This is a genomic window from Cryobacterium sp. TS_SC_7 (assembly GCF_056156285.1).
This window is the reverse complement of record NZ_CM149589.1, coordinates 1,244,387-1,265,267: the sequence shown is the minus strand read 5'-3', so window position 1 is coordinate 1,265,267 and position 20,881 is coordinate 1,244,387. Positions and strand designations below refer to the sequence as shown.

Here is a 20,881-nt window from a genome sequence, read left to right as displayed (position 1 = left end):
CTAACCTAGGCTCGAATAATGAAGCTTGTCTCCACTCCCCGGATTGAGTTCCTGCGGGAGCTCTCGACCGAAATCCTCGGCGTCTACGGTCTTGGTCGCACGGTCGTCGCCATCGATGGCACGGATGCCGCGGAGCGAGCAGCCTTCGCGGACGACCTGGCCGCCGTGTTCGACGAGCGGGAGCATCCGGTGTTCCGGGCCTCGCTGCGCGATTTCCGGCGGTCGCGCGCCGAGCAGGAGCGCTTCGGGCCGGAATCACCCGAACGCCTGCTGCGCTACCTCTACGATTTCTCGCTGCTGCGCCGCGTGCTGCTGGACCCGTTCCGCCTGGGCGGGAGCGCCGGTTTCGTGACGCGGGCCTTCGACACCGACCGGGACACCTGGATCCAGCCCACCTGGCTGACCGGGCCGCCCGACGCCACGCTGATCCTCGACGGCGAATACCTGAATCGTAAGGAGCTGCGCGACCTGTGGTCGTACAGCGTTCTGGTGGAGACCGAGGCGGATGCCGTGCGCTTCGGCCCCGGCGAAGGCGACGAGGCCGGCACGGTCAACGAGCACGTGGTGGCCGACCGGCTGTATCGCGGCGAGGTGCGCCCGCGCAGCCGGGCCACGGCGGTCGTCGACGTGAGCAATCCGGATGACCCGCGCCGCGTGTTCCTCGACAGCTGCTGACCGGGTCTCGACAGGCTCGACCACCGGCAGGCGCGACCACCGGCAGGCTCGACCACCGGCAGGCTCGACCGCCGAGTTGCTCGCGGCGCAGGTTGTGGAAGCGGGCGCACGTTCTACCGTGCGCCCGCTTCCACAACCTGCGCCCCGGCGGTCAGCGGCGGAGGGCCGCGAAACGCTCGAGCACGTCGAACGTGGACAGCGGCACCCCGCGCGCCTCGACCTCGTGCACAAGCGCGGTCAGCAGTTCGTTCACGGGCACCCGCACCTCGGCCAGGGCGGCTTCGCGCACGACGGCGCCGTTGAGGAAGTCCACCTCGGTGAGCTGCCCGCGCTTCAGGCTCTGCTGGGTCGAACCAAGATTGGGCACGTCGCCCATGCGTGAGCGCAGCCGCAGCGGCAGAACCTGGCCGAACGCCGCCGGCAGCCGCGAGAACGCGCGCAACGGTCCGTCGCCGAGCCCCTGCAGATTGCCGAAGCGCACCCCGCGCCGCATCCCGACCCGCACGGTCTCGCGCATGCTCTCGGTCATCACGCGGCGGAGCCCGGCATGGTCCACGACCTCCTGAACGCTCAGCCCGGTGATCGCGGGCAGGGCGTTGAGCATGTTGACGACCAGTTTCGTCCACTGGGCGCCGACGAAGTTGTCGAGGGCGAGCGTCGGCACGGCGCCCGCGAGCACGTCCCGCCAGGCGAGGGTCGCGGCATCCGCGACCCCGGTTCCCCGGCCCAGGTAGGTGGGAGCGGCGGTCGTGACCGTCACCTGGCCGGGGGCGGCGTAGTTCGCCGCGATGATCGACAGGGCTCCGAAGCAGTCCGAGCGGGGGAGCAGCGCACTCGCGGTGCGCACCCCGTCGAGGCCGTTCTGGACGACGATCACGGGGGAGCCGTTGAGAACGCGGGCGTTGTCGCCGATGGCCGCGGCGGCATCCTGCGCTTTGGTGCAGACAAGCGTGAGCTGGGGGGTCTCGGCCAGGCGTTCGAGGGCGACGGGATGCCCTCGCGCGGCTCCGAAGGCCCCGGTCAGGGAAATCCCCTCGGCCCGGATGACCGCCAGCGCCGGCCCACGCGCCGTCACGGTCACGGTGTGGCCGGCCCGGGCGAGCAGGGTCGCGAAGGTGCCGCCGAGGGCGCCGGCGCCGATCACCGCAATCTTCATCCCTCCAGCCTAGGTCGCGCACGAAGCGCCGAGGCGCGGCGGGAAAGCTCACACCCGGTGCCGGATACCATGGCAAGAGTGAATGAACAAGCAGCGCAGGGCAAGGTCGGCGCGACCGCCAGCGGCCTCCTCCTGGTCGACAAACCCCAGGGCTGGACCAGCCACGACGCCGTCGCCCGCACCCGCCGTCTGGCCGGTACCCGCAAGGTCGGCCACGCCGGCACGCTGGACCCGATGGCGACCGGCCTGCTGATCCTCGGCATCAACAGCTCCACCCGTCTGCTGACCTACGTCGTCGGCCTCGACAAGGAATACCGGGCGACCATTCGGCTGGGTGCCGCGACGACGACCGATGACGCCGAGGGCGAAGAATTGACACGGGCATCCGTCGCCGTCGTGGCCGCCCTCAGCCCGCACGCCATCACGGCCGGCATCGCCGCTCTCACCGGCGACATCGCCCAGCAGCCGAGTTCGGTCAGCGCCATCAAGGTCGACGGCAAGCGCGCCTACGCCCTGGTGCGCGCCGGTGAAACGGTCGACCTGCCTGCCCGGCCCGTCACCGTGAGCACCTTCGAGCTGCTCTCCACGACGACGGTCGACGGGTTCCTCGATCTCGAGGTGCGGGTCGAATGCTCGTCGGGAACGTACATCCGGGCGCTCGCCCGTGACCTCGGTGCCGACCTCGCGGTCGGCGGCCACCTCACCAGCCTGCGCCGCACCCGGATCGGCCCGTTCCGGATCGAGGCGGCCCAGCCGCTGGCCGAGCTCGACGTCGCGGCCGGCCTGATCGTCCCGACGGATGCAGCCACCCGCCTCCTCGGACGCCTCGACCTGACCGAGCAGCAGGCCATCGATCTCGGCCACGGCAAGCGCATCACGGTGGATGCTGCGTCCCGCACGGTCGCCGGGCAGGGCGACGACGGATCCGGCGGGCCTGTCGCAGCGGTCGCGCCAGACGGCCGGCTGGTCGGTCTGGTCGAATTCCGCGGCGACCACGCCAAGTCCCTGCTCAACTTCCCACGCGACGAGGCCGCCGAATGATCGAGTGGTTCACCTGGCTGCAACTCGGCGTGGCCGGGGTCGCCGGCCTGCTCTGCATCGTTCTCGGTCTGGCCGGCCGCAAGCCCAACGACCTCACGATGGGTGCCACCGCGCTCGTGGAGCTGCTGCTGATCGTGCAGCTCGTCGTGGCCATCGTCGCGCCGTTCACCGGCAACACCGCCACCGGCAGCGTGCTGGAGTTCTACACCTATCTGATCAGCGCCATCCTGGTTCCCGTCGCCGCCGTCGGTTGGGCGTTGATCGAGCGCAGCCGGTGGAGCACCGTCATCCTCGGTGTCGCCGGCCTGGGCGTGTTCGTGATGGTCTACCGCATGTGGCAGATCTGGACGGTACAGGGCCTGTGACCGCTGTGACCGCTGTGATCCGACGCACCACGGATGCTGCGATAATTAGGAAGCCATGACCGCCCCTTCGAGCACCCCCGCGAGCACCCCCGAATCGACCGCCGCGTCGACCGCCGCCGGGGCCGCTCGCAGCTCCCGCGTGACCGGCGTCGGGCGGCTTCTGATTGCCGTCTACGGCCTTCTCGCCCTGGCGGCGACGGGGCGTTCGTTCGTTCAGATCGTCGCCAAATTCGACGAGGCCCCGCTGTCCTACTCGCTGTCCGCGCTGGCCGCGGTCGTCTACATCGTCGCCACGGTGGCCCTGATCAAGAGCGGCGGACGCTGGCGTCGCGTGGCGTGGATCACGATCGGCTTCGAGTTCGTCGGCGTGCTCGTCGTGGGCACTCTGAGTCTTCTCGATCCCGAACTCTTCCCGCACGACTCGGTCTGGTCGCTCTACGGCCGCGGTTACGTGTTCATTCCACTGGTGCTGCCGCTGCTGGGCATGTGGTGGCTGTCCCGCACCGGGAAGGCGCGCCCGTGAAGGTGTTGCGCGGCGTCGCCGACATCCCCGCCGACTGGCCGGCCTCCGCAGTCAGCATCGGCAAGTTCGATGGCGTGCACGCGGGCCACCGGGCGGTGATCGACGAGCTGAAGGGCGTCGCCGACCTCAACGGCCTGGCCTCGGTGGTCGTGACCTTCGACCGGCATCCGCTCGCCGTGCTGGCACCCACCCGGTGCCCGCAGACCTTGATCAGCACCGAACAGAAGCTGGGCCTGCTCGCCGAGACCGGCGTGCACGCCACCCTCGTGCTCGAGTTCACCGCGGCGCTGGCCGCCCTGCCGCCCGTGGAATTCATCGAGAGCATCCTGGTGCAGGGGCTGCACGCGCGCACGGTGCTGGTGGGCCGCGACTTCCGATTCGGCGCCCACGGTGCCGGCGACGTGCACCTGCTGCAGGAGCTGGGGGACCGGTTCGGCTTCACCGTGCGACTGATCGACGATGTGAAACCGGACCGGATGCGCCGGGTCTCGTCGACCTGGATCCGCGAGCTGCTCACCCGTGGCGAGGTCGGCGCGGCCACGACCCTGCTCGGACACCACCCGACCCTGCGCGGCGAGGTCGTTCACGGCGCGAAACGCGGACGCGAACTCGGCTTCCCCACGGCCAACCTGTCCCCGGCGTCCGAGGGGCTCATCCCCGCGGACGGCGTGTACGCCGGTTGGCTGACGGATGCCGGCATCCGCTACCCGGCGGCCATCTCGGTGGGCAACAACCCCACCTTCGACGGTGTGGCGCAGAAGCAGGTCGAGGCCTACGTGCTCGACCAGGACATCGACCTGTACGACCACGTGGTGGAGGTGGAGTTCGTCGAGCGCATCCGCGGCATGGTGGCCTTCACCGGCATCGAGCCGCTGATCGTGCAGATGCACGACGACGTCTCGAAGGTCCGCGGCATCCTGGCCTAGCAGGCAAGCGCGGGCCGCAACTGTTGCCCGTGCGGACAAGTGTTGCCCGCACACCGGCAACAGTCGTCCGATGCGGCAACAGTTGCTCGAGAGGACGCGCCCCTAGACTTGCCCGATGACGGATGCCGCGCCCCGAGCCCTGTGGGCCGGCCGCACCCTGGCGCTGGTCGGCATCCTGCTGGTCGCGGCCAACCTGCGCACGGCCGTGGCGGCGCTCTCCCCGATCGTGACCCAGATCAGCGTCGATGTGCCTCTCGGAGCGGTCGCCATCGGGGTGCTGGGCATGCTGCCACCGGTCTGCTTCGCCGTCTTCGGCATCTTCACCCCCGTCTTCACCCGGCGGGTGGGACTGGAGCAGGTTCTGGTGCTGGCCCTGATCGCCATGCTGGCCGGGCATGCCGTGCGCGGACTGTCCGGTTCGGTGGGCGTGCTCCTCCTCGGCAGCGTGATCACGTTCGCGGGACTGGGCATCGGCAACGTGCTCCTGCCGCCGCTGGTGAAGAAGTACTTCCCGGATCGAGTAGGCCTGGTCACCTCCCTCTATGTGACCATGATGTCCCTGAGCACCCTGCTGCCGCCGCTCGTGGCCGTGCCGGTCGCGGATGCCGCCGGCTGGCGCGTCTCCCTCGGCCTGTGGATGCTGCCGGCCCTGATCGCCCTCGTGCCCTGGATCACGATGCTGGTGCGGCATCGGGCGCAGGGGGTGGCCGGCCCCGTGCCGGAGGAGGCGGAACCGGCGCTGCTGGGCCGCATCTGGCATTCATCGGTCGCCTGGGCCATCGCCGTCGTGTTCGCCGCGTCGTCCCTCAACGCCTACGCGATGTTCGCCTGGTTGCCGCAGCTGTTGATCCAGACCGCCGGGGTGACGCCGGCCCAGGCCGGAACCCTCCTCTCCCTGTATGCGGCGGTCGGCCTGCCGTGTGCCCTGGTCATCCCCTATTTCACCGTGCGGCTGAAGAATGTGGGGGTGCTGGTCTACATCGGCGTGCTCGCGTTCCTGGTGGGCTACCTCGGTCTGCTCCTGGCGCCGACCGTTCTGACCTTCGTCTGGGTCTTCTTCGCCGGCCTTGGTCCGCTGTTCTTCCCGCTGGCTCTGGTGCTGATCAACCTCCGCACCCGCACGCATGAGGGGTCCGTGGCGTTGAGCGGGTTCGTGCAGAGCGTCGGCTACACGATCGGCGCCCTGGGGCCTCTCACGGTGGGTCTGCTCCACCAGCTGACCGGTGGCTGGACCTGGCCCCTCGTCTTCCTGATCGGAACTGCCCTCGCCGTCACCTTCGCCGGTGCCGTGCTGTCCCGCCCGCACCTGCTCGAGGACGACCTCGCCCGCTAGCCGGCGGGCCTCAGGCGACCAGGTCGGCTCGGTGGATCAGGGCTGCGGCGCCGATCAGCGGGCCGTCGCCGGAGAGAGCGGATGCGACGACCCGCACCCGGGTCGCGAAGGAGAACACCGTGCGCTCGGCGACGGCTGCCCGCACGAAGTCGAACAGGTCAGGTGTCACGTGTGAGAACCCTCCGCCGATCGCGACCACGTCGAGGTCCACGAGGTTGGTCGCCGAGGCGATCGCCTGGCCGATGGCCTGGCCGCAGCGCTTCACCGCGGCGACCGCGATCGGGTCGCCGGCGGCGTACGCGGCCGAGAGGTCCTCGCCGGTGAGGCCCGTCCAGCCCTGGGCGCGCGCCCAGGCCACGGTGCGCGGGCCGGACGCGACGGCCTCGAGGCATCCGGTGCCGCCGCAGGCGCAGGGGTCGTCGAACCCGCCGACCTCGATGTGGCCGATGTGCCCGGCGTTGCCGCTGGAACCCGAAACGGTGGTTCCACCCAGGATCAGGCCGCCACCCACGCCCGTGGACACGACCATGCCCATCAGGCTGCCGGCACCCTGCCCCGCGCCGAGCCAGTGCTCGGCGAGCGTGATGCAGAGGCCGTCCAGGCGCAGGCGCACGGGCGCATCCGGCACGAGTGCGGCCACGAAGTCGCGCAAGGGGTAGTCCCGCCAGGCGGGAAGGTTCAGCGGGGAGACCAGACCCGTCTCCACCGTGATCGGACCAGCGGTGCCGATGCCGACGCCGAGCAGGGGAGCGCCGTCCGGCAGGCTTGCGTGCGCACGGCTGAGCACGGATTCGACGGCGGCCGCCAACTCGTCGGCGGTTCTCTGTGGGCCGGTGGGGGAGCGGTGGCGGCTGGCAGCGAGCACGGCGCCGCGCTCGTCGACGAGGGCGGCTTCGACCTTGGTACCACCGAGGTCGACGGCGAGAGCATAACGGGGGAGCATGCTTCGAGCCTAGGGCGTGCCGAGTTCAGCTGCTCATGCTCAGGTGAGCAACATAAACAACAGCCGTTGATCGAGGGAGACCGGCGACCTAGGCTGGGGTCATACCGGACGGAGCACCATGGCGGACACTGACGAGCTATTGTCTATTCGCGCGGCCGAGTTGTACTACGAGGAAAACAAAACACAGGACGAAATCGGCACCGTGCTGCGCCTGACCCGCTGGAAGGTGGGCCGGCTCCTCGCGCAGGCGAAGGCCAGCGGCTTCATCCGCATCGAGATCGTGCATCCCCGCGCCCGCCGTCTCTCCATCGAACGCCGGCTGCGCGAGAAGACCGGGCTGACGGATGCCATCGTCGTCTCCTCCGCCGGCGTCACCGGTGACGAGGAACTCCAGTCCCGCACCGCGCAGGCCGCCGCCGACTACCTCGCAGCCCTGCGCCCGGTGCCGCGTACGCTCGGCATCAGCTGGGGCCGCACCCTGCACGAGGTGTCGCTGCACGTGGCCCAGGGGTGGGCCACCGGAGTCAACGTCGTGCAGATCAACGGCGGTGTCAGCCTCAACCGGCGGGCCGGCACGGCGGCCGCCACGGCCGTCACCATCGCCCACAAGGGTTCGGGCGCGGCGACCCTGTTGCCGAGCCCGGCCATTCTCGAGCATCTGGAGACCAAGAACGCGATCGAAGCCGATCGCTCCGTCGCGGCCGTGCTCAATCTGGGCGCAACGGCATCCGCCTATCTGTTCAGCGCCGGCCAGGCCGACCAGAATTCGGCCCTCGTCGACAGCGGCTACCTCACCGCCGAGCAGATCGCCGAGCTGGTCCGCAAGGGAGCCGTGGGGGACGTCGTCGGCCGCTACATCGACAGCACCGGCAACATCGTCGACCCCGAACTCGACTCTCGCACCGTCGGCATCCAACTCGAGCAGCTCCGCCATGCGAAAACGGCGGTCGCCGTCATCGCCGGGAGTTCCAAGCACGCCATCGCCCGAGCCGTCGTCGGCAGCGGCCTGTGCACCGTTCTCGTCACCGATGAAGAAACCGCCCTCGCCGTGCTCGGCGACGACTCCTGACCGAACCCTGACCGAACCCCGACCGCAAGGACTCTTCATGACAACCAGCCACTCGGTTATGGCCCAGTTGAACACCGGGGAGCGCGCCCTGGCGCTCATCGGCGGGGAAGCCACGGATGCCAACCTGCGCCGCTACCTGCACGGCATTCCCGGCCTCGACGCCGTCGGCCTCGAGCAGCGCGCTGCCGACCTCGGCACCCGCTCGATCAAGACCAGCTCGAAGAAGTGGGCGATCGACAAGATCATCAGCCTGATCGACCTCACCACGCTCGAGGGTGCCGACACCCCCGGCAAGGTGAAGTCACTGGTCGGCAAGGCCCTCACCCCCGACGCCGGCGACCTCAGTTGCCCGCGCGTCGCCGCCGTCTGCGTTTACGGCGACATGGTGCAGCACGCCGTCGCGGCCCTCGGCTCTGCGCACTCCCGGGGCACGGATGCCGGCGTGCGTGTCGCCGCCGTCGCCACCGCCTTCCCGAGCGGCCGGGCGTCCCTCGCGGTCAAGCTCGCCGACGTGCGCGACGCGGTCGACGCGGGCGCCGACGAGATCGACATGGTCATTGACCGCGGGGCGTTCCTGTCCGGGCGGTTCGCTCAGGTCTACGACGAGATCGTGGCCGTCAAGCAGAACTGCCGCCGCCCCGACGGCAGCGCCGCACACCTCAAGGTGATCCTCGAAACCGGGGAACTGAACACCTATGACAACGTGCGCCGCGCGTCGTGGCTGGCCATTCTGGCCGGCGCCGACTTCATCAAGACCTCCACCGGCAAGGTGCCCGTCGCGGCCACCCTGCCCGTGACCCTGTCGATGCTGGAGGTCGTGCGCGACTGGCACCGCCTCACCGGGGCGAAGGTCGGCGTGAAGCCGGCCGGTGGCATCCGCACCTCCAAGGACGCCACGAAGTACCTCGTGACCGTCGCCGAGACCGTGGGCGAGGAATGGCTGTCGCCCGGCCTGTTCCGATTCGGGGCGTCGAGCCTGCTGAACGACGTGCTGATGCAGCGCCAGAAGATGACCTCCGGGCACTACTCCGGTCCCGACTACGTGACGATGGATTAAGGATTACCCCATGAGCTTTCTTGACTACGCTCCGGCCCCGGAGTCCCAGTCCGTGCTGAACCTTCGTGCGGACTACGGACTCTTCATCGACGGCGAGTTCGTCGCCGGTCGGGGGGAGCCGTTCCAAAGCATCAACCCCGCCACCGAGAAGCAGATCGCCATGATCGCGCACGCCAATGCGGCGGATGTCGACGCGGCCGTTGCCGCCGCTCGTCGCGCCTACGACAAAACCTGGTCGAAGCTCTCCGGCAGCGACCGCGGCAAATACCTGTTCCGCATCGCGCGTCTGGTGCAGGAGCGGGCCCGCGAACTCGCCGTCGCCGAGACCCTCGACAATGGCAAGCCGATCAAGGAGAGCCGCGACGTCGACGTGCCCCTGGTCGCCGCCTGGTTCTTCTACTACGCCGGCTGGGCCGACAAACTCGACCACGCCGGGGTCGGCCCGACGCCATCGGCACGGGGCGTCGCCGCCCAGGTGATCCCGTGGAACTTCCCCCTGTTGATGCTCGCCTGGAAGATCGCCCCGGCCCTCGCGGCCGGCAACACGGTCGTGCTCAAACCGGCCGAGACCACCTCGCTGACCGCCCTGCTCTTCGCCGAGATCCTGCAGCAGGCCGACCTGCCGGCCGGCGTCGTCAACATCGTCACGGGCGGACGTGACACCGGCCAGGCCCTCGTCGGTCACCCCGGTGTCAACCTGGTCGCCTTCACCGGGTCCACCGGCGCCGGCCGGGCCATCGCCCGGTCGATCGCCGGCACCGACAAGAAGGTCATCCTCGAGCTCGGCGGCAAGGCGGCCAACATCGTCTTCGACGACGCCCCCATCGACCAGGCCATCGAGGGCATCGTCAACGGCATCTTCTTCAACCAGGGCCACGTCTGCTGCGCCGGCAGCCGCCTGCTCGTGCAGGAGTCGATCCACGACGACGTCATCGAGCGCCTCAAGGCGCGTCTGTCCACGTTGCGCCTCGGCGATCCGCTGGACAAGAACACCGACATCGGCGCCATCAACAGCGCGGAGCAGCTGGCCCGCATCCGTGAACTGACCGACATCGGCGAGCAGGAAGGCGCCGAGCGCTGGAGCCCGGACTGCGTGCTGCCGGAGACCGGCTTCTGGTTCAAACCGACCATCTTCACGAACGTCTCCACCAGCCACCGCATCGCCCGCGACGAGGTGTTCGGCCCCGTGCTCTCGGTGCTCACCTTCCGTACCCCGGCCGAGGCCGTGGCCAAGGCGAACAACACGCCCTACGGTCTCTCCGCCGGAATCTGGACGGAGAAGGGCAGCCGGATGCTGGCCGTGGCCGACAAGCTGCGCGCCGGTGTGATCTGGGCCAACACCTTCAACCGGTTCGACCCGGCCAGCCCCTTCGGCGGGTACAAGGAATCCGGCTACGGACGCGAGGGCGGCCGCCACGGTCTCGCCGCCTATCTCAAACCCGCCGCCGGCCGTTCGGCCGCGCGCGCCGTGCCCCCCGCGGAGAAGACCGCCGTTCCCCGAAAGAAGGCCGCGAAGTGACCCGTCTCGCCGTTCCCAAGACGTACAAGCTCTACCTCGGCGGCAAATTCCCGCGCAGTGAATCGGGACGGGTCTATGCGATCCAGTCCCACGACGGGGAATTCCTCGCCAATGCTGCCAAGGCCAGCCGCAAGGATGCCCGCGATGCGGTCGTCGCCGCCCGGTCCGCCCTCGGCGGCTGGGCCGGGGCCACGGCCTACAACCGTGGCCAGGTGCTCTACCGCATCGCAGAACTGCTCGAGGGGCGCCGGGCGCAGTTCACGGCGGAGATCGTTCAATCGGAGGGGGTGAGCGTCGCGGTCGCCGCCGCCCAGGTCGACGAGGCCATCGACCGCTGGGTCTGGTACGCAGGCTGGGCCGACAAATACCTGCAGGTCGCCGGCAACGCCAACCCGGTGTCGGGGCCGTACTTCAACCTGTCGGTGCCGGAGCCCACGGGCGTCGTCGCCATCATCGCGCCGCAGACCGGCGGTTCGCTGCTCGGACTGGTCAGCGCGGTCGCCCCGGCACTGGTGTCCGGCAACACGGTGGTCGTCGTGGCGAACGAGACCATGCCGCTGTCGGCGATCAGCCTGGGAGAGGTACTGGCCACGAGCGACGTTCCCGGAGGCGTGGTCAACGTGCTCACCGGGTCTCCGGCCGAGATGGCGCCGTGGCTGGCCAGCCACGCCGACGTCAACGCCCTCGACCTGGTCGGCGCCGGCGACCTCGACTGGATCCACCTCGAGATCGACGCGGCCGAGACGCTCACCCGGGTGCTCCATCCCGAGAACGGTCCGGATGCCGCGAGCCCCTCGCTCGCCCGCATCCTGGCGTTCACCGAGACCAAGACGATCTGGCACACCAAGGGCCTGATCTAACCAATTCGACGGAGATTCTGGCGAAAACGGCCGAAAGAATGCTTGTCCGGCCTCAGGGCCGGAAAATCTCCGTCGAATTCGTCAGGGCCCGATTGCCTACCGAGATGCCCTCGTGAGCTACGCCTCGTGCGGCCGCTCGGTGTCGTCGTCGCGGAGCAGATCCTCGAGGGCCTGGTCCACCTCGTCGAGCACGGGCTCGGCACCCTCAGCCGAGCTGGTCAGGCGGGCCACGAGGGCCTGCGGGTCGTCGAGGTCGGTGGACGAGGGCAGAAGGTCAGGGTGGGCCCACAGTTCGTCGCGCTTCTCGTTGCCGACGGCATCCGTCACGGCTTGCCACATGAAGGCGGCCTCGCGGAGGCGGCGGGGGCGCAGTTCGAGCCCGACCAGGGTGGCGAACGCGGACTCGGCGGGGCCACCGGATGCCCGGCGTCGCTTCACCGTCTCGGCGATGGCGTCCGCGCGGGGCAACCGGCTCGTGGCCTCGAGGGTGACCACGTCGACCCAGCCCTCGATCAGGGCGAGCATCGTCTCCAGCCGGGCGAGGGCGGCCAGCTGGGCCTCACTCTTCGGCGGGATCAGCGAGCCGTCGACCATGGCCGCACGCAATTCCTCCGGGTTGGCCGGGTCGAAACCGTCGGCCAGTTGCTCGAGACGGCTCGAATCGATGTGGATGCCGCGGGCGAAGTCTGTGATCGAGCTGATCAGGTGCAGGCGCAGCCAGCGCGAGTGGCGGAACAAACGCGCGTGGGCGAGTTCGCGCACGGCGAGGTAGATCTGGACCTGGTCGGCGGGAACGTCGAGACCCTCGCCGAACGCGGCCACGTTCTGCGGAAGCAGGGCGGCCTGTTGGTCGCTGAGCAGGGGGATCCCGATATCGCCGCCGGAGACGACCTCGGTAGACAGCTGGCCGACAACCTGGCCGAGCTGCATGGCGAACAGGGTGCCGCCGATGCTGCGCATCATCTGACCGGCGCCGGCCATCATGCCCTTGAGCTCTTCCGGGGCCTGGTCCGTGAGCACGCGGGTCAAAGAATCGGAGATGCTCGTCGCCACGGGTTCGGCCAGTTGCGTCCACAACGGCATGGTCGCGGTGACCCACTCCTTGCGGGTGATCAGGCGCGGGGGAGCGGTGAGCTCGGCGACCGAGATCACCTCGTCCAGCCACAGGGCGGCGATGTGGAAGGCCTGGTCGAGGGCCACCCGTTCGTCGGGGGTCACGACGAGCTGCCCCTGCGCTGCGCGTTCCTGCCCCTGGCTGAGCGCGGCGTCCCAGTTGGGGGACCCGTCGCCGCCTCCGCGCAGAGCACCCTGAAGCTGGCTCATCAGCGCTGAGATGCTCGCGGGGTCACCCGGCAGTCCGGCCGCACCGGCCAATTGGCTCGGATCGATTGACGACTTCCCGCTCAGGATGTCGCGCAGCATGTCCCGAAACTCATCTTCGGGATTGGGACCCTCATCGGGTCGGGAGTCATCGTCGGCCATTTCAGGCACCTCTCAGTCACGTGCTTCTACGCTAGCCCGAGATCCCCGGCGCGGACTGGGAAATGTCCTACGCTGGTAAACCGGTGTCCGCCTGTCGCGAACAGCCCGCATAATCCCTGGAAGGAAACCGGTGGCCCTCTTCACCGATCACTCAGCACGACCGCCTGCTCGGTCCGATCGCGCCGTCAGTGCCGGCTGGGTGGTCCTCGGTATAGCGATGATCATCGGCCTCATTCTGGCCGTGACCCCGTCGCCGTACGTGATCGAGAAGCCCGGACCCGTCTACAACACCATCGGCACAGCCGAAAAGGACGGCGAGCAGATTCCTCTCATCTCCGTGTCCGGCGAGCCCGTCTATCCCACCGAGGGAACCCTGGATCTGCTGACCGTCTCGCTGGTGGGCAACCCCGACAACCGACCGAGCTGGTTGACGGTTGCCGCCGCCTGGCTGGATCCCAACCAGGCTGTGATCCCGATCGAGTCGGCCTTCCCGCCCGATGTGAGCACGAAGCAGCGGGAGGAGCAGAACCAGGTGCAGATGGTGAACTCGCAGCAGGATGCGATCGCCGCAGCCCTGACCAACCTCGACTACGACTACCCGACGATCCTCTCGGTCGTCTCCCTGCCCGACGACTCGCCCGCAGCGGGCATCATCGAGGCCGGCGACCAGGTGGTCTCTGTGAACGGTGAAGACGTCGGCGACATCACGGCACTGCGCGGCGCGCTCGCCAGGAACGGGATCGACTCCCCGGCCTCGATCGGCGTCATCCGCGACGGAGAGGCCCGGACCGTGGAAATCACCCCGATTGCGTCGGGCGACGCCGTGGTGGTCGGGATCAACGTCACAAGCGAGTACGACTTCCCGTTCGACGTGGCCATTCAACTGGACTCGGTCGGCGGACCCAGCGCCGGACTGATGTTCGCGCTCGGCATCATCGACACGCTCACCCCGGGCTTCCTGCAGGGTGGCGCGGATGTCGCGGGCACCGGCACGATCAACCAGGCCGGCGAAGTGGGTCCCATCGGCGGCATCCGTCAGAAACTGATCGGAGCAGACGACAGCGGCGCGGACTGGTTCCTCGCACCGGCCGACAACTGCGACGAGGTCACCGGTCATGTACCGAAGGGGATGACCGTCTTCTCCATCGAGACGCTCGACGATGCGCTGGCCGCGCTCGACGCCATCCGTACCGACGCGGACACTGCCGCGGACACCGACGCGCTGGAGCAGTGCCCACTCGGTTAAGCCCGGGCTGCTGCCCAGCGAACGTGCGGCATTCGTTCGGAACGGCTGTCTAGAATGAAACCTGACCGTCGATTTCGAGATCAAGAGGCCAATCCGTGAGTTCACAACAAGCCCGTAGCGCTCCCCAGCGCAGCCGTGCTCCCCTCGCCATTACGGCAGCGATCATTGCCGGGCTGGTGATCATCTTCTTCGTATTCGCAGGGCTCTATGCCGACGTGCTCTGGTTCGACCAACTGGGCTTCCTGAGTGTGCTGACCACACAGTGGTTCGCCGGTGCCGGCCTCTTCGTCATCGGATTCGTCGCGATGGCGGTTCCGGTCTGGGTGAGTATCCAGATCGCCTACCGTTTGCGGCCCGTCTACGCGAAGCTCAATTCGCAGCTCGACCGTTACCAGCAGGTCATCGAGCCGCTGCGCCGGCTGGCGATGTTCGGTATCCCCGCTCTGCTCGGCCTGTTCGCCGGTGTTGCCGCCGCGACCCGGTGGCAGGTCGTGCTGATGTGGCTGAACCGCACGGAGACCGGCCGGGTCGACCCGCAGTTCAAGTTCGACATCTCGTTCTACCTGTTCGACCTTCCCTTCTTCCAGTCGGTGCTGGGCTTCGCCTCGGCCGTTGTGCTCATCTCGGCCCTGGTCGCCGCGGCAACGAGCTACCTGTACGGTTCGATCCGGGTGAGCGGGCGCGAGGTCATCGTCTCCAAGGCCGCACGCGTTCAGATCGCCGTCACCGCGAGCCTCTACCTGCTGTTGCAGGCCGCGAGCATCTGGCTCGAGCAGTATTCCACTCTGACCAACGCGAACGACCTGATCACGGGCGCCGGCTACACCGACGTCAACGCGACGATCCCCGGCCGCGCCATCCTGGCCGGCATCGCCGCGGTCGTCGCGATCCTGTTCCTAGTCACGGCTGTCGTCGGTCGCTGGCGTCTGCCCATCGTCGGCACAGCGCTGCTGATCGTGAGCAGCCTGCTGGTCGGCTCCCTCTACCCGTGGGTCGTGCAGCGCTTCCAGGTGGACCCGAGCGCGAAGACGCTCGAGGAACCGTATATCCAACGCAATATCGACCTCACCCGCGACGCCTACGGTCTGGCGGACATCGAAGAGATCCCCTATAACGCGAGCACGACCGCCGAGCCCGGCGCACTGCGCGCCGACGCCGAGACCACGGCGAACATCCGTATTCTCGACCCGGCCCTGGTCAGCGATGCGTTCTCCCAGCTTGAGCAGTTCAAGCAGTACTACCAGTTCCCGCAGAACCTCGACGTAGACCGCTACACGATCGACGGCAAGTCCCAGGACACCGTGGTCACCGTGCGCGACCTCAAACTCGAGGGTCTGAACGCGGGCAACACCTGGGTCAACTCCACCGTGGTGTACACGCACGGTTACGGCGTGGTGGCGGCGTACGGCAACCAGCGCTCGGCCGACGGCCAGCCTGTGTTCCTCGAGTCCGGCATCCCGACCACCGGATCGCTGCCCGAGTACGAGCCGCGGATCTACTTCGGTGAGACGAGCCCGCCGTATTCCATCGTGGGTGCGCCCGAGGGCAGCAAGCCCGTCGAGCTCGACTACCCGTCGGGCACGGATGGCGCGCAGCAGACGTACACGACGTTCACCGGTGACGGCGGGCCGAAGCTCGACAACGCGTTCAACAAGTTGATCTACGCGCTCAAGTTCCAGTCGGAGCAGATCTTCCTGGCCAACGCCGTGAACGAGAAGTCGCAGATCCTCTACGACCGCGACCCGGTCACCCGCGTGCAGAAGGTGGCGCCGTACCTCACCCTCGACTCCGACGCCTACCCGTCGGTCGTCGACGGCAAGGTCAAGTGGATCGTCGACGGCTACACGACCTCGGCCAGCTACCCGTACTCCACCTCGGTGGGTCTGAGCGACGCGATCGCCGACACGGAGACGCCCCCGCAGCCGTTCGCACTCGACCAGATCAACTACATGCGCAACTCGGTCAAGGCCACGGTCGACGCCTACGACGGCTCGGTCACCCTGTACGCCTGGGATGACGAGGATCCGCTGCTCAAGACCTGGCAGAAGATCTTCCCGACGACCATCAAGCCGATGACCGAGATGAGCGGCGACCTGATGAGCCACGTGCGCTACCCGGCGGACCTGTTCAAGGTGCAGCGCAAGGTTCTCGGCAAGTACCACGTCACCGACCCAGGGTCCTTCTACTCGGTCGACGACGCCTGGACCACCCCGAACGACCCGGTGTCGCCGTCGACGAACACGACCCTGCAGCCGCCGTACTACCTGACCATGCAGGTGCCCGGCCAGGAATCGCCGTCGTTCTCGCTGTACTCGACCTTCATCCCGGATGCCAGTGGAGCCACCAGCCGTAACGTGCTGACCGGTTACCTGGCGGTCGACGCGGACGCCGGTTCGACCGACGGCAAACGGTCAGAGGGCTACGGCAAGCTCCGTCTGCTCAACCTTCCGGAGGATGTGACCGTGCCCGGCCCCGGCCAGGTGCAGGCGAAGTTCAACGCCGACCCGACCGTGTCCACCCAGTTGAACCTGCTCAAGCAGGGTCAGTCGAAGGTGCTCAACGGCAACCTGCTCACGTTGCCCGTCGGTGGCGGTCTGCTCTACGTACAGCCCGTCTACGTGCAGTCAACCGGTGAGACCAGCTACCCGCTGCTGCAGAAGGTGCTCGTCGCCTTCGGAGACCAGATCGCGTTCGAGGACACGCTGGACAAGGCGCTCGACGTGCTCTTCGGCGGTGACTCCGGCGCCAACGCCGGCGACACCTCGGTGCCGCCGTCGGAGACGCCCGTCGAAGGGGAGGCACCCGCTGAGGGTGACACCACGCCGTCGACCTCGACCGGGGACCCGGCGACGGATGCCCAGCTGAAGTCGCTCCTGGCGGAAGCCAAGATCGCCGTCACCGACAAGCAGGCCGCTTTGACGACCGGTGACTTCACGGCTTACGGCGCCGCCGACAAGAAGCTGAACGACGCGGTCGCCAAGATGCTGGTGCTGCTCGACCAGTAGCGCCCAGTAGGCCGCTTCATCCGCTGCGCGGGTGCTGCGCCGTTTCGCGGGAGGCATTTCTCCCGCAGAGCGGCGCAGCACCCGCGCTCCGCGTTGCGGGCATGCTCCGCGCCCGTGTGGTCGGACCGCACCCGGGGCTGTGGTAAATTAGTACTTGTAACGCGGGGTGGAGCAGTTCGGTAGCTCGCTGGGCTCATAACCCAGAGGTCGTAGGTTCAAATCCTGCCCCCGCAACCACTGCACAAAACAGGCCGGTCCAGCAGAAATGCTGGGCCGGTCTTTTTTCTTGTCCGGTCGTCGTCCGTCCCCTGGAGGAATCCGCAATGGCTGAACTGCTCTACCGTCTGGGGAGGCTGGCAGCTCGCCGTGCCTGGGCCGTGATCGCGGTCTGGGGTGTCATCCTCGTCCTCACCGGGGTCGGGTTCCTCGTGGGATTCAAGGGCCTCACGACGAACTTCGACATCCCCGGCACCGCGTCGGGCGCAGTCGCCGAGAGACTCCAGGAGCAGCTTCCGGACTTCGCCGGGGCATCCGGCACCGTGGTCTTCGAGACCACCGACGGGTCGGCGCTCAACGACGACCAACGTGCGCAGATCGGCTCACTCGTCGCCGGTGCCGGCGGCCTGCCGGACGTCGCCGACGTCATCGACCCGTTCGAGGCCGAGCAACAGCGGGCTGACCGTGAGCAGGACGTGGCCGATGGGCGCGTTCAGATCGATGCCGGACGGGCGCAGCTCGACGCCGGGCAGGCCGGGCTCGACGCCGGCCGTGCCCAACTCGCCGCCGCGCAGACCCAGCTCGAGCAGGCCTGGCTACAGCCCGACCAGCCCCTCGAGCAGCTGGCCGCCTACGAGCAGCAGCAGGCTCAGCTCGACGCCGGGGTGGTGGAGCTGGACGCCCAGCAGACCACGCTCGACGACTCCCGCAGCCAGCTCGACCAGGATGCGGAAGAGCTTGAACTGGGCGCCGTGCTCCTCGATCTCTCCGCCGGAATCCGCGTCGTCTCGGAAGACGGTGCGGCCGCCCTCGTGAACGTCTCTTTCTCCGAGCCGCGCATGGAGCTTCCCGCCGAGTCGCAGCAGGCCGTCATGGACCACTTCGAGTCCGAGCCGGTCGACGGTGCTCGGGTGTCGTTCTCCTCCGACATCGCGCAAACCGTGCCGCAGCTGATCGGGATGGGCGAGGTCGTGGGCGTCAGTTTCGCTGCGATCATCCTGCTCGTGATGCTCGGCTCGGTGCTGGCCGCCGCACTACCCATCGTCACGGCCCTCGTCGGCGTCGCGATCGCCTCCCTCGGAGCGCTCTCGTTTTCCGGCGTCGTGCAGATGGCCTCGGTCACACCGTTCCTCGGGGTCATGCTCGGCCTGGCGGTCGGCATCGACTACTCACTCTTCGTGATCAACCGGCACCGCAGGCAGCTGCTCGAGGGCGCCGAGGTGCGCGAATCGATCGGCCTGGCGAACGGAACCGCCGGCAACGCGGTGGTCTTCGCCGGCACCACGGTCATCGTCGCGCTGCTCGCGCTGAATGTCACGGGCGTGCCGTTCCTCGGCCTGATGGGGACCGTCGGAGCCGTGGCCGTCGCAGTCGCCGTGATGATCTCGATCAGCCTGACGCCCGCGATCCTCGGGCTGCTCGGTGAGCGCGTGCTCGGCCGCCGTGCCCGCACGCGCATCGGCCAGGCACACCACGAAGACACGCAGGCCCGGCCGATGCCCACCTGGCGCGCGATCGCCACCGTGCTGGCGGCCGTCGCGGTGCTGCTCATCCTCGCCATCCCGTCACTGTCGATGCGGGTCGGCCTGCCCGACGGGTCCGTCGAACCGGTCGAATCCGCGTCCTACCAGGCGTTCACGGCTACTGAGGAGAACTTCGGTGCCGGCGCGAACGGACCGTTACTCGTCACCGCCACCCTGCCTGAGGGTCTGGATCGCCCCGGGGTGCTCGGCGCCCAGGTCGGTGTGGCGCGCACTCTCGCCGGTCAGGACGGCGTTGTCGGCGTCGCTCCCATCGCCGTCTCCGCGGACAACTCGCTCGCCGCTTTCCAGGTCGTTCCGACCGGGGGACCGAACAGCGAGTCCACGGAGCAGCTCGTGCGGGACATCCGTTCGATGCCGCCCCATAACAGCGGCGTGACGCTCGGCGTTGCAGGTCAGGCTGCCATCAACATCGACATCTCCGAGAACCTCGCAGACGTGCTGCCGACCTATCTGGCGGTCGTCGTCGGGTTGTCGCTGCTGATCATGATTCTGGTGTTCCGCTCGATCCTGGTGCCACTGATCGCGACCGGCGGATTCATCCTGTCGCTGTTCGCGACCTACGGGGCGACCGTCGCCGTGTTCCAGTGGGGGTGGTTCGCCGGCCCGCTCGGCATCGCGACCGGCCCGATCCTGAGCTTTCTGCCGGTGATCCTGGTGGGAGTGCTTTTCGGGCTGGCGATGGACTACCAGCTGTTCCTTGCCTCCGGGATGCGCGAGGCGTACGTGCGCGGGGCATCCGCCCGGCTCGCGGTGGCCCGTGGGTTCCGCGCCGGCCGCTCGGTGGTCACTGCCGCCGGGCTCATCATGGTGTCGGTCTTCGGCGGTTTCGTTTTCTCCGAGTCGACGATGATCCGCTCCATCGGATTCGGGCTCGCGTTCGGTGTGCTCATTGACGCGTTCGTGGTGCGGATGCTGCTCATGCCGGCACTCATGCACCTGCTGGGCCGCGCCGCCTGGTGGCTGCCGCGCCGGCTCGACCGCATCCTGCCCAACGTCGACGTGGAGGGCACAGCGCTCGCGCGACGCCACCACGGCTGAGCCCAGGGCAGGCCGCGCCTGTGGGCTGCCTAGGCCGCGGCGCCGGCCGTTGTGGCTGCGGGTACCTCGACCAGCCGGCCCGTCGCCACATCGTAGATGTAGCCGTAAACCGGGATGCCGCGCGGAACGAGCGGGTGAGCCTTGATGCGGGCCACGTCCTCGAGCACGCTCGTCGCCTGGTCGGTGATGGTCAGCCAGTCGATGTAGTTCCCCTCGGTGGAACCCGGGCCGGAACCGACCTCGTAGAACCCGGCGTCGCCCAGGGCTGCCGTCTCCAGACTGTTGGCGAGCAGCCCACGGATCACCTCGTCGGTGAAGAACTCCATCCCGCAATTGGTGTGGTGGATGACGAACCACTCCTTCGTGCCCAGGAGTTTGTAGGAGATGACGAGCGAACGGATAGCGTCGTCGGACGCGCGTCCGCCTGCGTTGCGCATGACGTGGGCGTCGCCCTCGCTCAATCCGGCGTACTTGGCCGGATCGAGGCGGGCGTCCATGCAGGTGAGGATCGCGAAACCGCGCGCCGGCGGCAAGGCGAGTGCGGACTTGTCGCCGAATTCGTCGGCGTACGCGGCGTTGGCGGACAGGACTTCTGCGAGAACGGTCACGGAGGGATCCTTCACTGTCGAGGGGTGCGGGGGGTCGTGCCGCCATCGTAGCCACCCTCTCTGAGGCGCAGCCCGGCGTCGCAGAATGATTACCCCGTGTGTCGGCCTGCCCCGAGGCTGTGGTAAGTTTGTCCTTGCAACGCGGGGTGGAGCAGTTCGGTAGCTCGCTGGGCTCATAACCCAGAGGTCGTAGGTTCAAATCCTGCCCCCGCAACCATCAGCCCCCGGAACCACACGGTTCCGGGGGCTTTTCTGTTCCCGCCGCACAGGTTTGT

The 20,881-nt window shown here is 68.4% G+C and carries 17 protein-coding genes and 2 tRNA genes; 15 read left to right on the top strand and 4 right to left on the bottom strand.

Annotated elements, in window-relative coordinates; all coding sequences use genetic code 11:
- Positions 1-18 precede the first annotated feature (18 nt).
- The gene (locus tag AC0J5J_RS05920; RefSeq protein WP_474899955.1) at positions 19-675 is read left to right on the top strand and encodes a nucleoside/nucleotide kinase family protein; all 657 of its coding nucleotides are present in this window, start codon (positions 19-21) and stop codon (positions 673-675) included.
- A 151-nt stretch (positions 676-826) separates the two neighbouring features.
- On the opposite strand, the gene AC0J5J_RS05915 is transcribed toward AC0J5J_RS05920, so the two are convergent.
- A complete protein-coding gene (locus tag AC0J5J_RS05915) occupies positions 827-1,831 on the bottom strand; it encodes a ketopantoate reductase family protein (protein WP_474899954.1) in 1,005 nt (334 codons plus the stop codon).
- Between the two features lie 69 nt (positions 1,832-1,900).
- Between AC0J5J_RS05915 and truB the strand changes: the two genes are divergently transcribed.
- From truB to AC0J5J_RS05890, 5 genes are all read left to right on the top strand, one after another.
- Positions 1,901-2,872 carry a tRNA pseudouridine(55) synthase TruB gene (gene truB, locus AC0J5J_RS05910; protein WP_474899953.1) on the top strand — a complete coding sequence of 324 codons (972 nt, stop codon included), beginning with the start codon at positions 1,901-1,903 and terminating at the stop codon, positions 2,870-2,872.
- Positions 2,869-3,237 (top strand): hypothetical protein, encoded by a 369-nt coding sequence (locus AC0J5J_RS05905; RefSeq protein ID WP_134425022.1) that lies wholly within the window; start codon positions 2,869-2,871, stop codon positions 3,235-3,237. The genes truB and AC0J5J_RS05905 overlap by 4 nt, the downstream gene beginning before the upstream one ends.
- 55 nt (positions 3,238-3,292) lie before the next feature.
- On the top strand, positions 3,293-3,760 hold the full coding sequence (locus AC0J5J_RS05900) for a hypothetical protein (RefSeq protein WP_420898546.1): 468 nt from the start codon (positions 3,293-3,295) through the stop codon (positions 3,758-3,760).
- Complete coding sequence (locus AC0J5J_RS05895) at positions 3,757-4,686, top strand: bifunctional riboflavin kinase/FAD synthetase (RefSeq protein ID WP_474899952.1); 930 nt, start codon at positions 3,757-3,759, stop codon at positions 4,684-4,686. Before AC0J5J_RS05900 ends, AC0J5J_RS05895 begins: the two co-directional genes overlap by 4 nt.
- A 115-nt stretch (positions 4,687-4,801) precedes the next feature.
- Positions 4,802-6,019, top strand: a complete 1,218-nt coding sequence (locus AC0J5J_RS05890; RefSeq protein ID WP_474899951.1) for an MFS transporter — start codon at positions 4,802-4,804, stop codon at positions 6,017-6,019.
- A gap of 10 nt (positions 6,020-6,029) precedes the next feature.
- On the opposite strand, the gene AC0J5J_RS05885 is transcribed toward AC0J5J_RS05890, so the two are convergent.
- Positions 6,030-6,962 (bottom strand): ROK family protein, encoded by a 933-nt coding sequence (locus tag AC0J5J_RS05885; protein WP_134425019.1) that lies wholly within the window; start codon positions 6,960-6,962, stop codon positions 6,030-6,032.
- A 118-nt stretch (positions 6,963-7,080) separates the two neighbouring features.
- Here AC0J5J_RS05885 and AC0J5J_RS05880 point away from each other — a divergent pair, with 118 nt between their 5' ends.
- Genes AC0J5J_RS05880 through AC0J5J_RS05865 form a run of 4 tightly spaced genes read left to right on the top strand, consistent with a single transcriptional unit; the run spans position 7,081 to position 11,467 of the window.
- Positions 7,081-8,031, top strand: coding sequence for a sugar-binding transcriptional regulator (locus AC0J5J_RS05880; protein WP_134425018.1), 951 nt, complete (start codon positions 7,081-7,083; stop codon positions 8,029-8,031).
- A gap of 58 nt (positions 8,032-8,089) precedes the next feature.
- Positions 8,090-9,088 (top strand): deoxyribose-phosphate aldolase, encoded by a 999-nt coding sequence (gene deoC, locus AC0J5J_RS05875; RefSeq protein ID WP_474900197.1) that lies wholly within the window; start codon positions 8,090-8,092, stop codon positions 9,086-9,088.
- 10 nt (positions 9,089-9,098) lie between these two features.
- Positions 9,099-10,607: an aldehyde dehydrogenase family protein gene (locus AC0J5J_RS05870; RefSeq protein WP_474899950.1), complete on the top strand. Its 1,509-nt coding sequence runs from the start codon at positions 9,099-9,101 to the stop codon at positions 10,605-10,607.
- On the top strand, positions 10,604-11,467 hold the full coding sequence (locus tag AC0J5J_RS05865) for an aldehyde dehydrogenase family protein (protein WP_474899949.1): 864 nt from the start codon (positions 10,604-10,606) through the stop codon (positions 11,465-11,467). The genes AC0J5J_RS05870 and AC0J5J_RS05865 overlap by 4 nt, the downstream gene beginning before the upstream one ends.
- Positions 11,468-11,584: 117 nt before the next feature.
- Here the strand turns inward: AC0J5J_RS05865 and AC0J5J_RS05860 are convergent, their stop codons facing one another.
- On the bottom strand, positions 11,585-12,949 hold the full coding sequence (locus AC0J5J_RS05860; RefSeq protein ID WP_474899948.1) for a zinc-dependent metalloprotease: 1,365 nt from the start codon (positions 12,947-12,949) through the stop codon (positions 11,585-11,587).
- 130 nt (positions 12,950-13,079) lie between these two features.
- On the opposite strand from AC0J5J_RS05860, the gene AC0J5J_RS05855 reads away from it, so the two are divergent.
- The 4 genes from AC0J5J_RS05855 to AC0J5J_RS05840 all read left to right on the top strand — a co-directional run bounded on the left by AC0J5J_RS05855 (position 13,080) and on the right by AC0J5J_RS05840 (position 19,998).
- Entirely contained in the window at positions 13,080-14,195 is a 1,116-nt protein-coding gene (locus AC0J5J_RS05855) for a YlbL family protein (protein WP_474899947.1), read from the top strand.
- 95 nt (positions 14,196-14,290) lie between these two features.
- The gene (locus AC0J5J_RS05850) at positions 14,291-17,200 is read left to right on the top strand and encodes a UPF0182 family membrane protein (protein WP_174722418.1); all 2,910 of its coding nucleotides are present in this window, start codon (positions 14,291-14,293) and stop codon (positions 17,198-17,200) included.
- Positions 17,201-17,360: 160 nt separating this feature from the next.
- Positions 17,361-17,437, top strand: a tRNA-Met gene (locus AC0J5J_RS05845).
- Between the two features lie 86 nt (positions 17,438-17,523).
- Entirely contained in the window at positions 17,524-19,998 is a 2,475-nt protein-coding gene (locus AC0J5J_RS05840) for an MMPL family transporter (RefSeq protein ID WP_474899946.1), read from the top strand.
- A 29-nt stretch (positions 19,999-20,027) separates the two neighbouring features.
- Here AC0J5J_RS05840 and AC0J5J_RS05835 read toward each other — a convergent pair whose 3' ends face one another.
- A complete protein-coding gene (locus tag AC0J5J_RS05835; protein ID WP_474899945.1) occupies positions 20,028-20,606 on the bottom strand; it encodes a beta-class carbonic anhydrase in 579 nt (192 codons plus the stop codon).
- 140 nt (positions 20,607-20,746) lie between these two features.
- Between AC0J5J_RS05835 and AC0J5J_RS05830 the strand changes: the two genes are divergently transcribed.
- Positions 20,747-20,823, top strand: a tRNA-Met gene (locus AC0J5J_RS05830).
- Positions 20,824-20,881: the final 58 nt, after the last annotated feature.

Excerpts from the sequence above, each read along its gene's own strand:
- AC0J5J_RS05915 (WP_474899954.1), bottom strand. The coding sequence starts at position 1,831 with ATGAAGATTGCGGTGATCGGCGCCGGCGCCCTCGGCGGCACCTTCGCG.
- AC0J5J_RS05885 (WP_134425019.1), bottom strand. The coding sequence starts at position 6,962 with ATGCTCCCCCGTTATGCTCTCGCCGTCGACCTCGGTGGTACCAAGGTC.
- AC0J5J_RS05870 (WP_474899950.1), top strand. The coding sequence starts at position 9,099 with ATGAGCTTTCTTGACTACGCTCCGGCCCCGGAGTCCCAGTCCGTGCTG.
- AC0J5J_RS05840 (WP_474899946.1), top strand. The coding sequence starts at position 17,524 with ATGGCTGAACTGCTCTACCGTCTGGGGAGGCTGGCAGCTCGCCGTGCC.
- AC0J5J_RS05905 (WP_134425022.1), top strand. The coding sequence starts at position 2,869 with ATGATCGAGTGGTTCACCTGGCTGCAACTCGGCGTGGCCGGGGTCGCC.
- deoC (WP_474900197.1), top strand. The coding sequence starts at position 8,090 with ATGGCCCAGTTGAACACCGGGGAGCGCGCCCTGGCGCTCATCGGCGGG.
- truB (WP_474899953.1), top strand. The coding sequence starts at position 1,901 with ATGGCAAGAGTGAATGAACAAGCAGCGCAGGGCAAGGTCGGCGCGACC.
- AC0J5J_RS05860 (WP_474899948.1), bottom strand. The coding sequence starts at position 12,949 with ATGGCCGACGATGACTCCCGACCCGATGAGGGTCCCAATCCCGAAGAT.
- AC0J5J_RS05920 (WP_474899955.1), top strand. The coding sequence starts at position 19 with ATGAAGCTTGTCTCCACTCCCCGGATTGAGTTCCTGCGGGAGCTCTCG.
- AC0J5J_RS05890 (WP_474899951.1), top strand. The coding sequence starts at position 4,802 with ATGACGGATGCCGCGCCCCGAGCCCTGTGGGCCGGCCGCACCCTGGCG.
- AC0J5J_RS05900 (WP_420898546.1), top strand. The coding sequence starts at position 3,293 with ATGACCGCCCCTTCGAGCACCCCCGCGAGCACCCCCGAATCGACCGCC.
- AC0J5J_RS05880 (WP_134425018.1), top strand. The coding sequence starts at position 7,081 with ATGGCGGACACTGACGAGCTATTGTCTATTCGCGCGGCCGAGTTGTAC.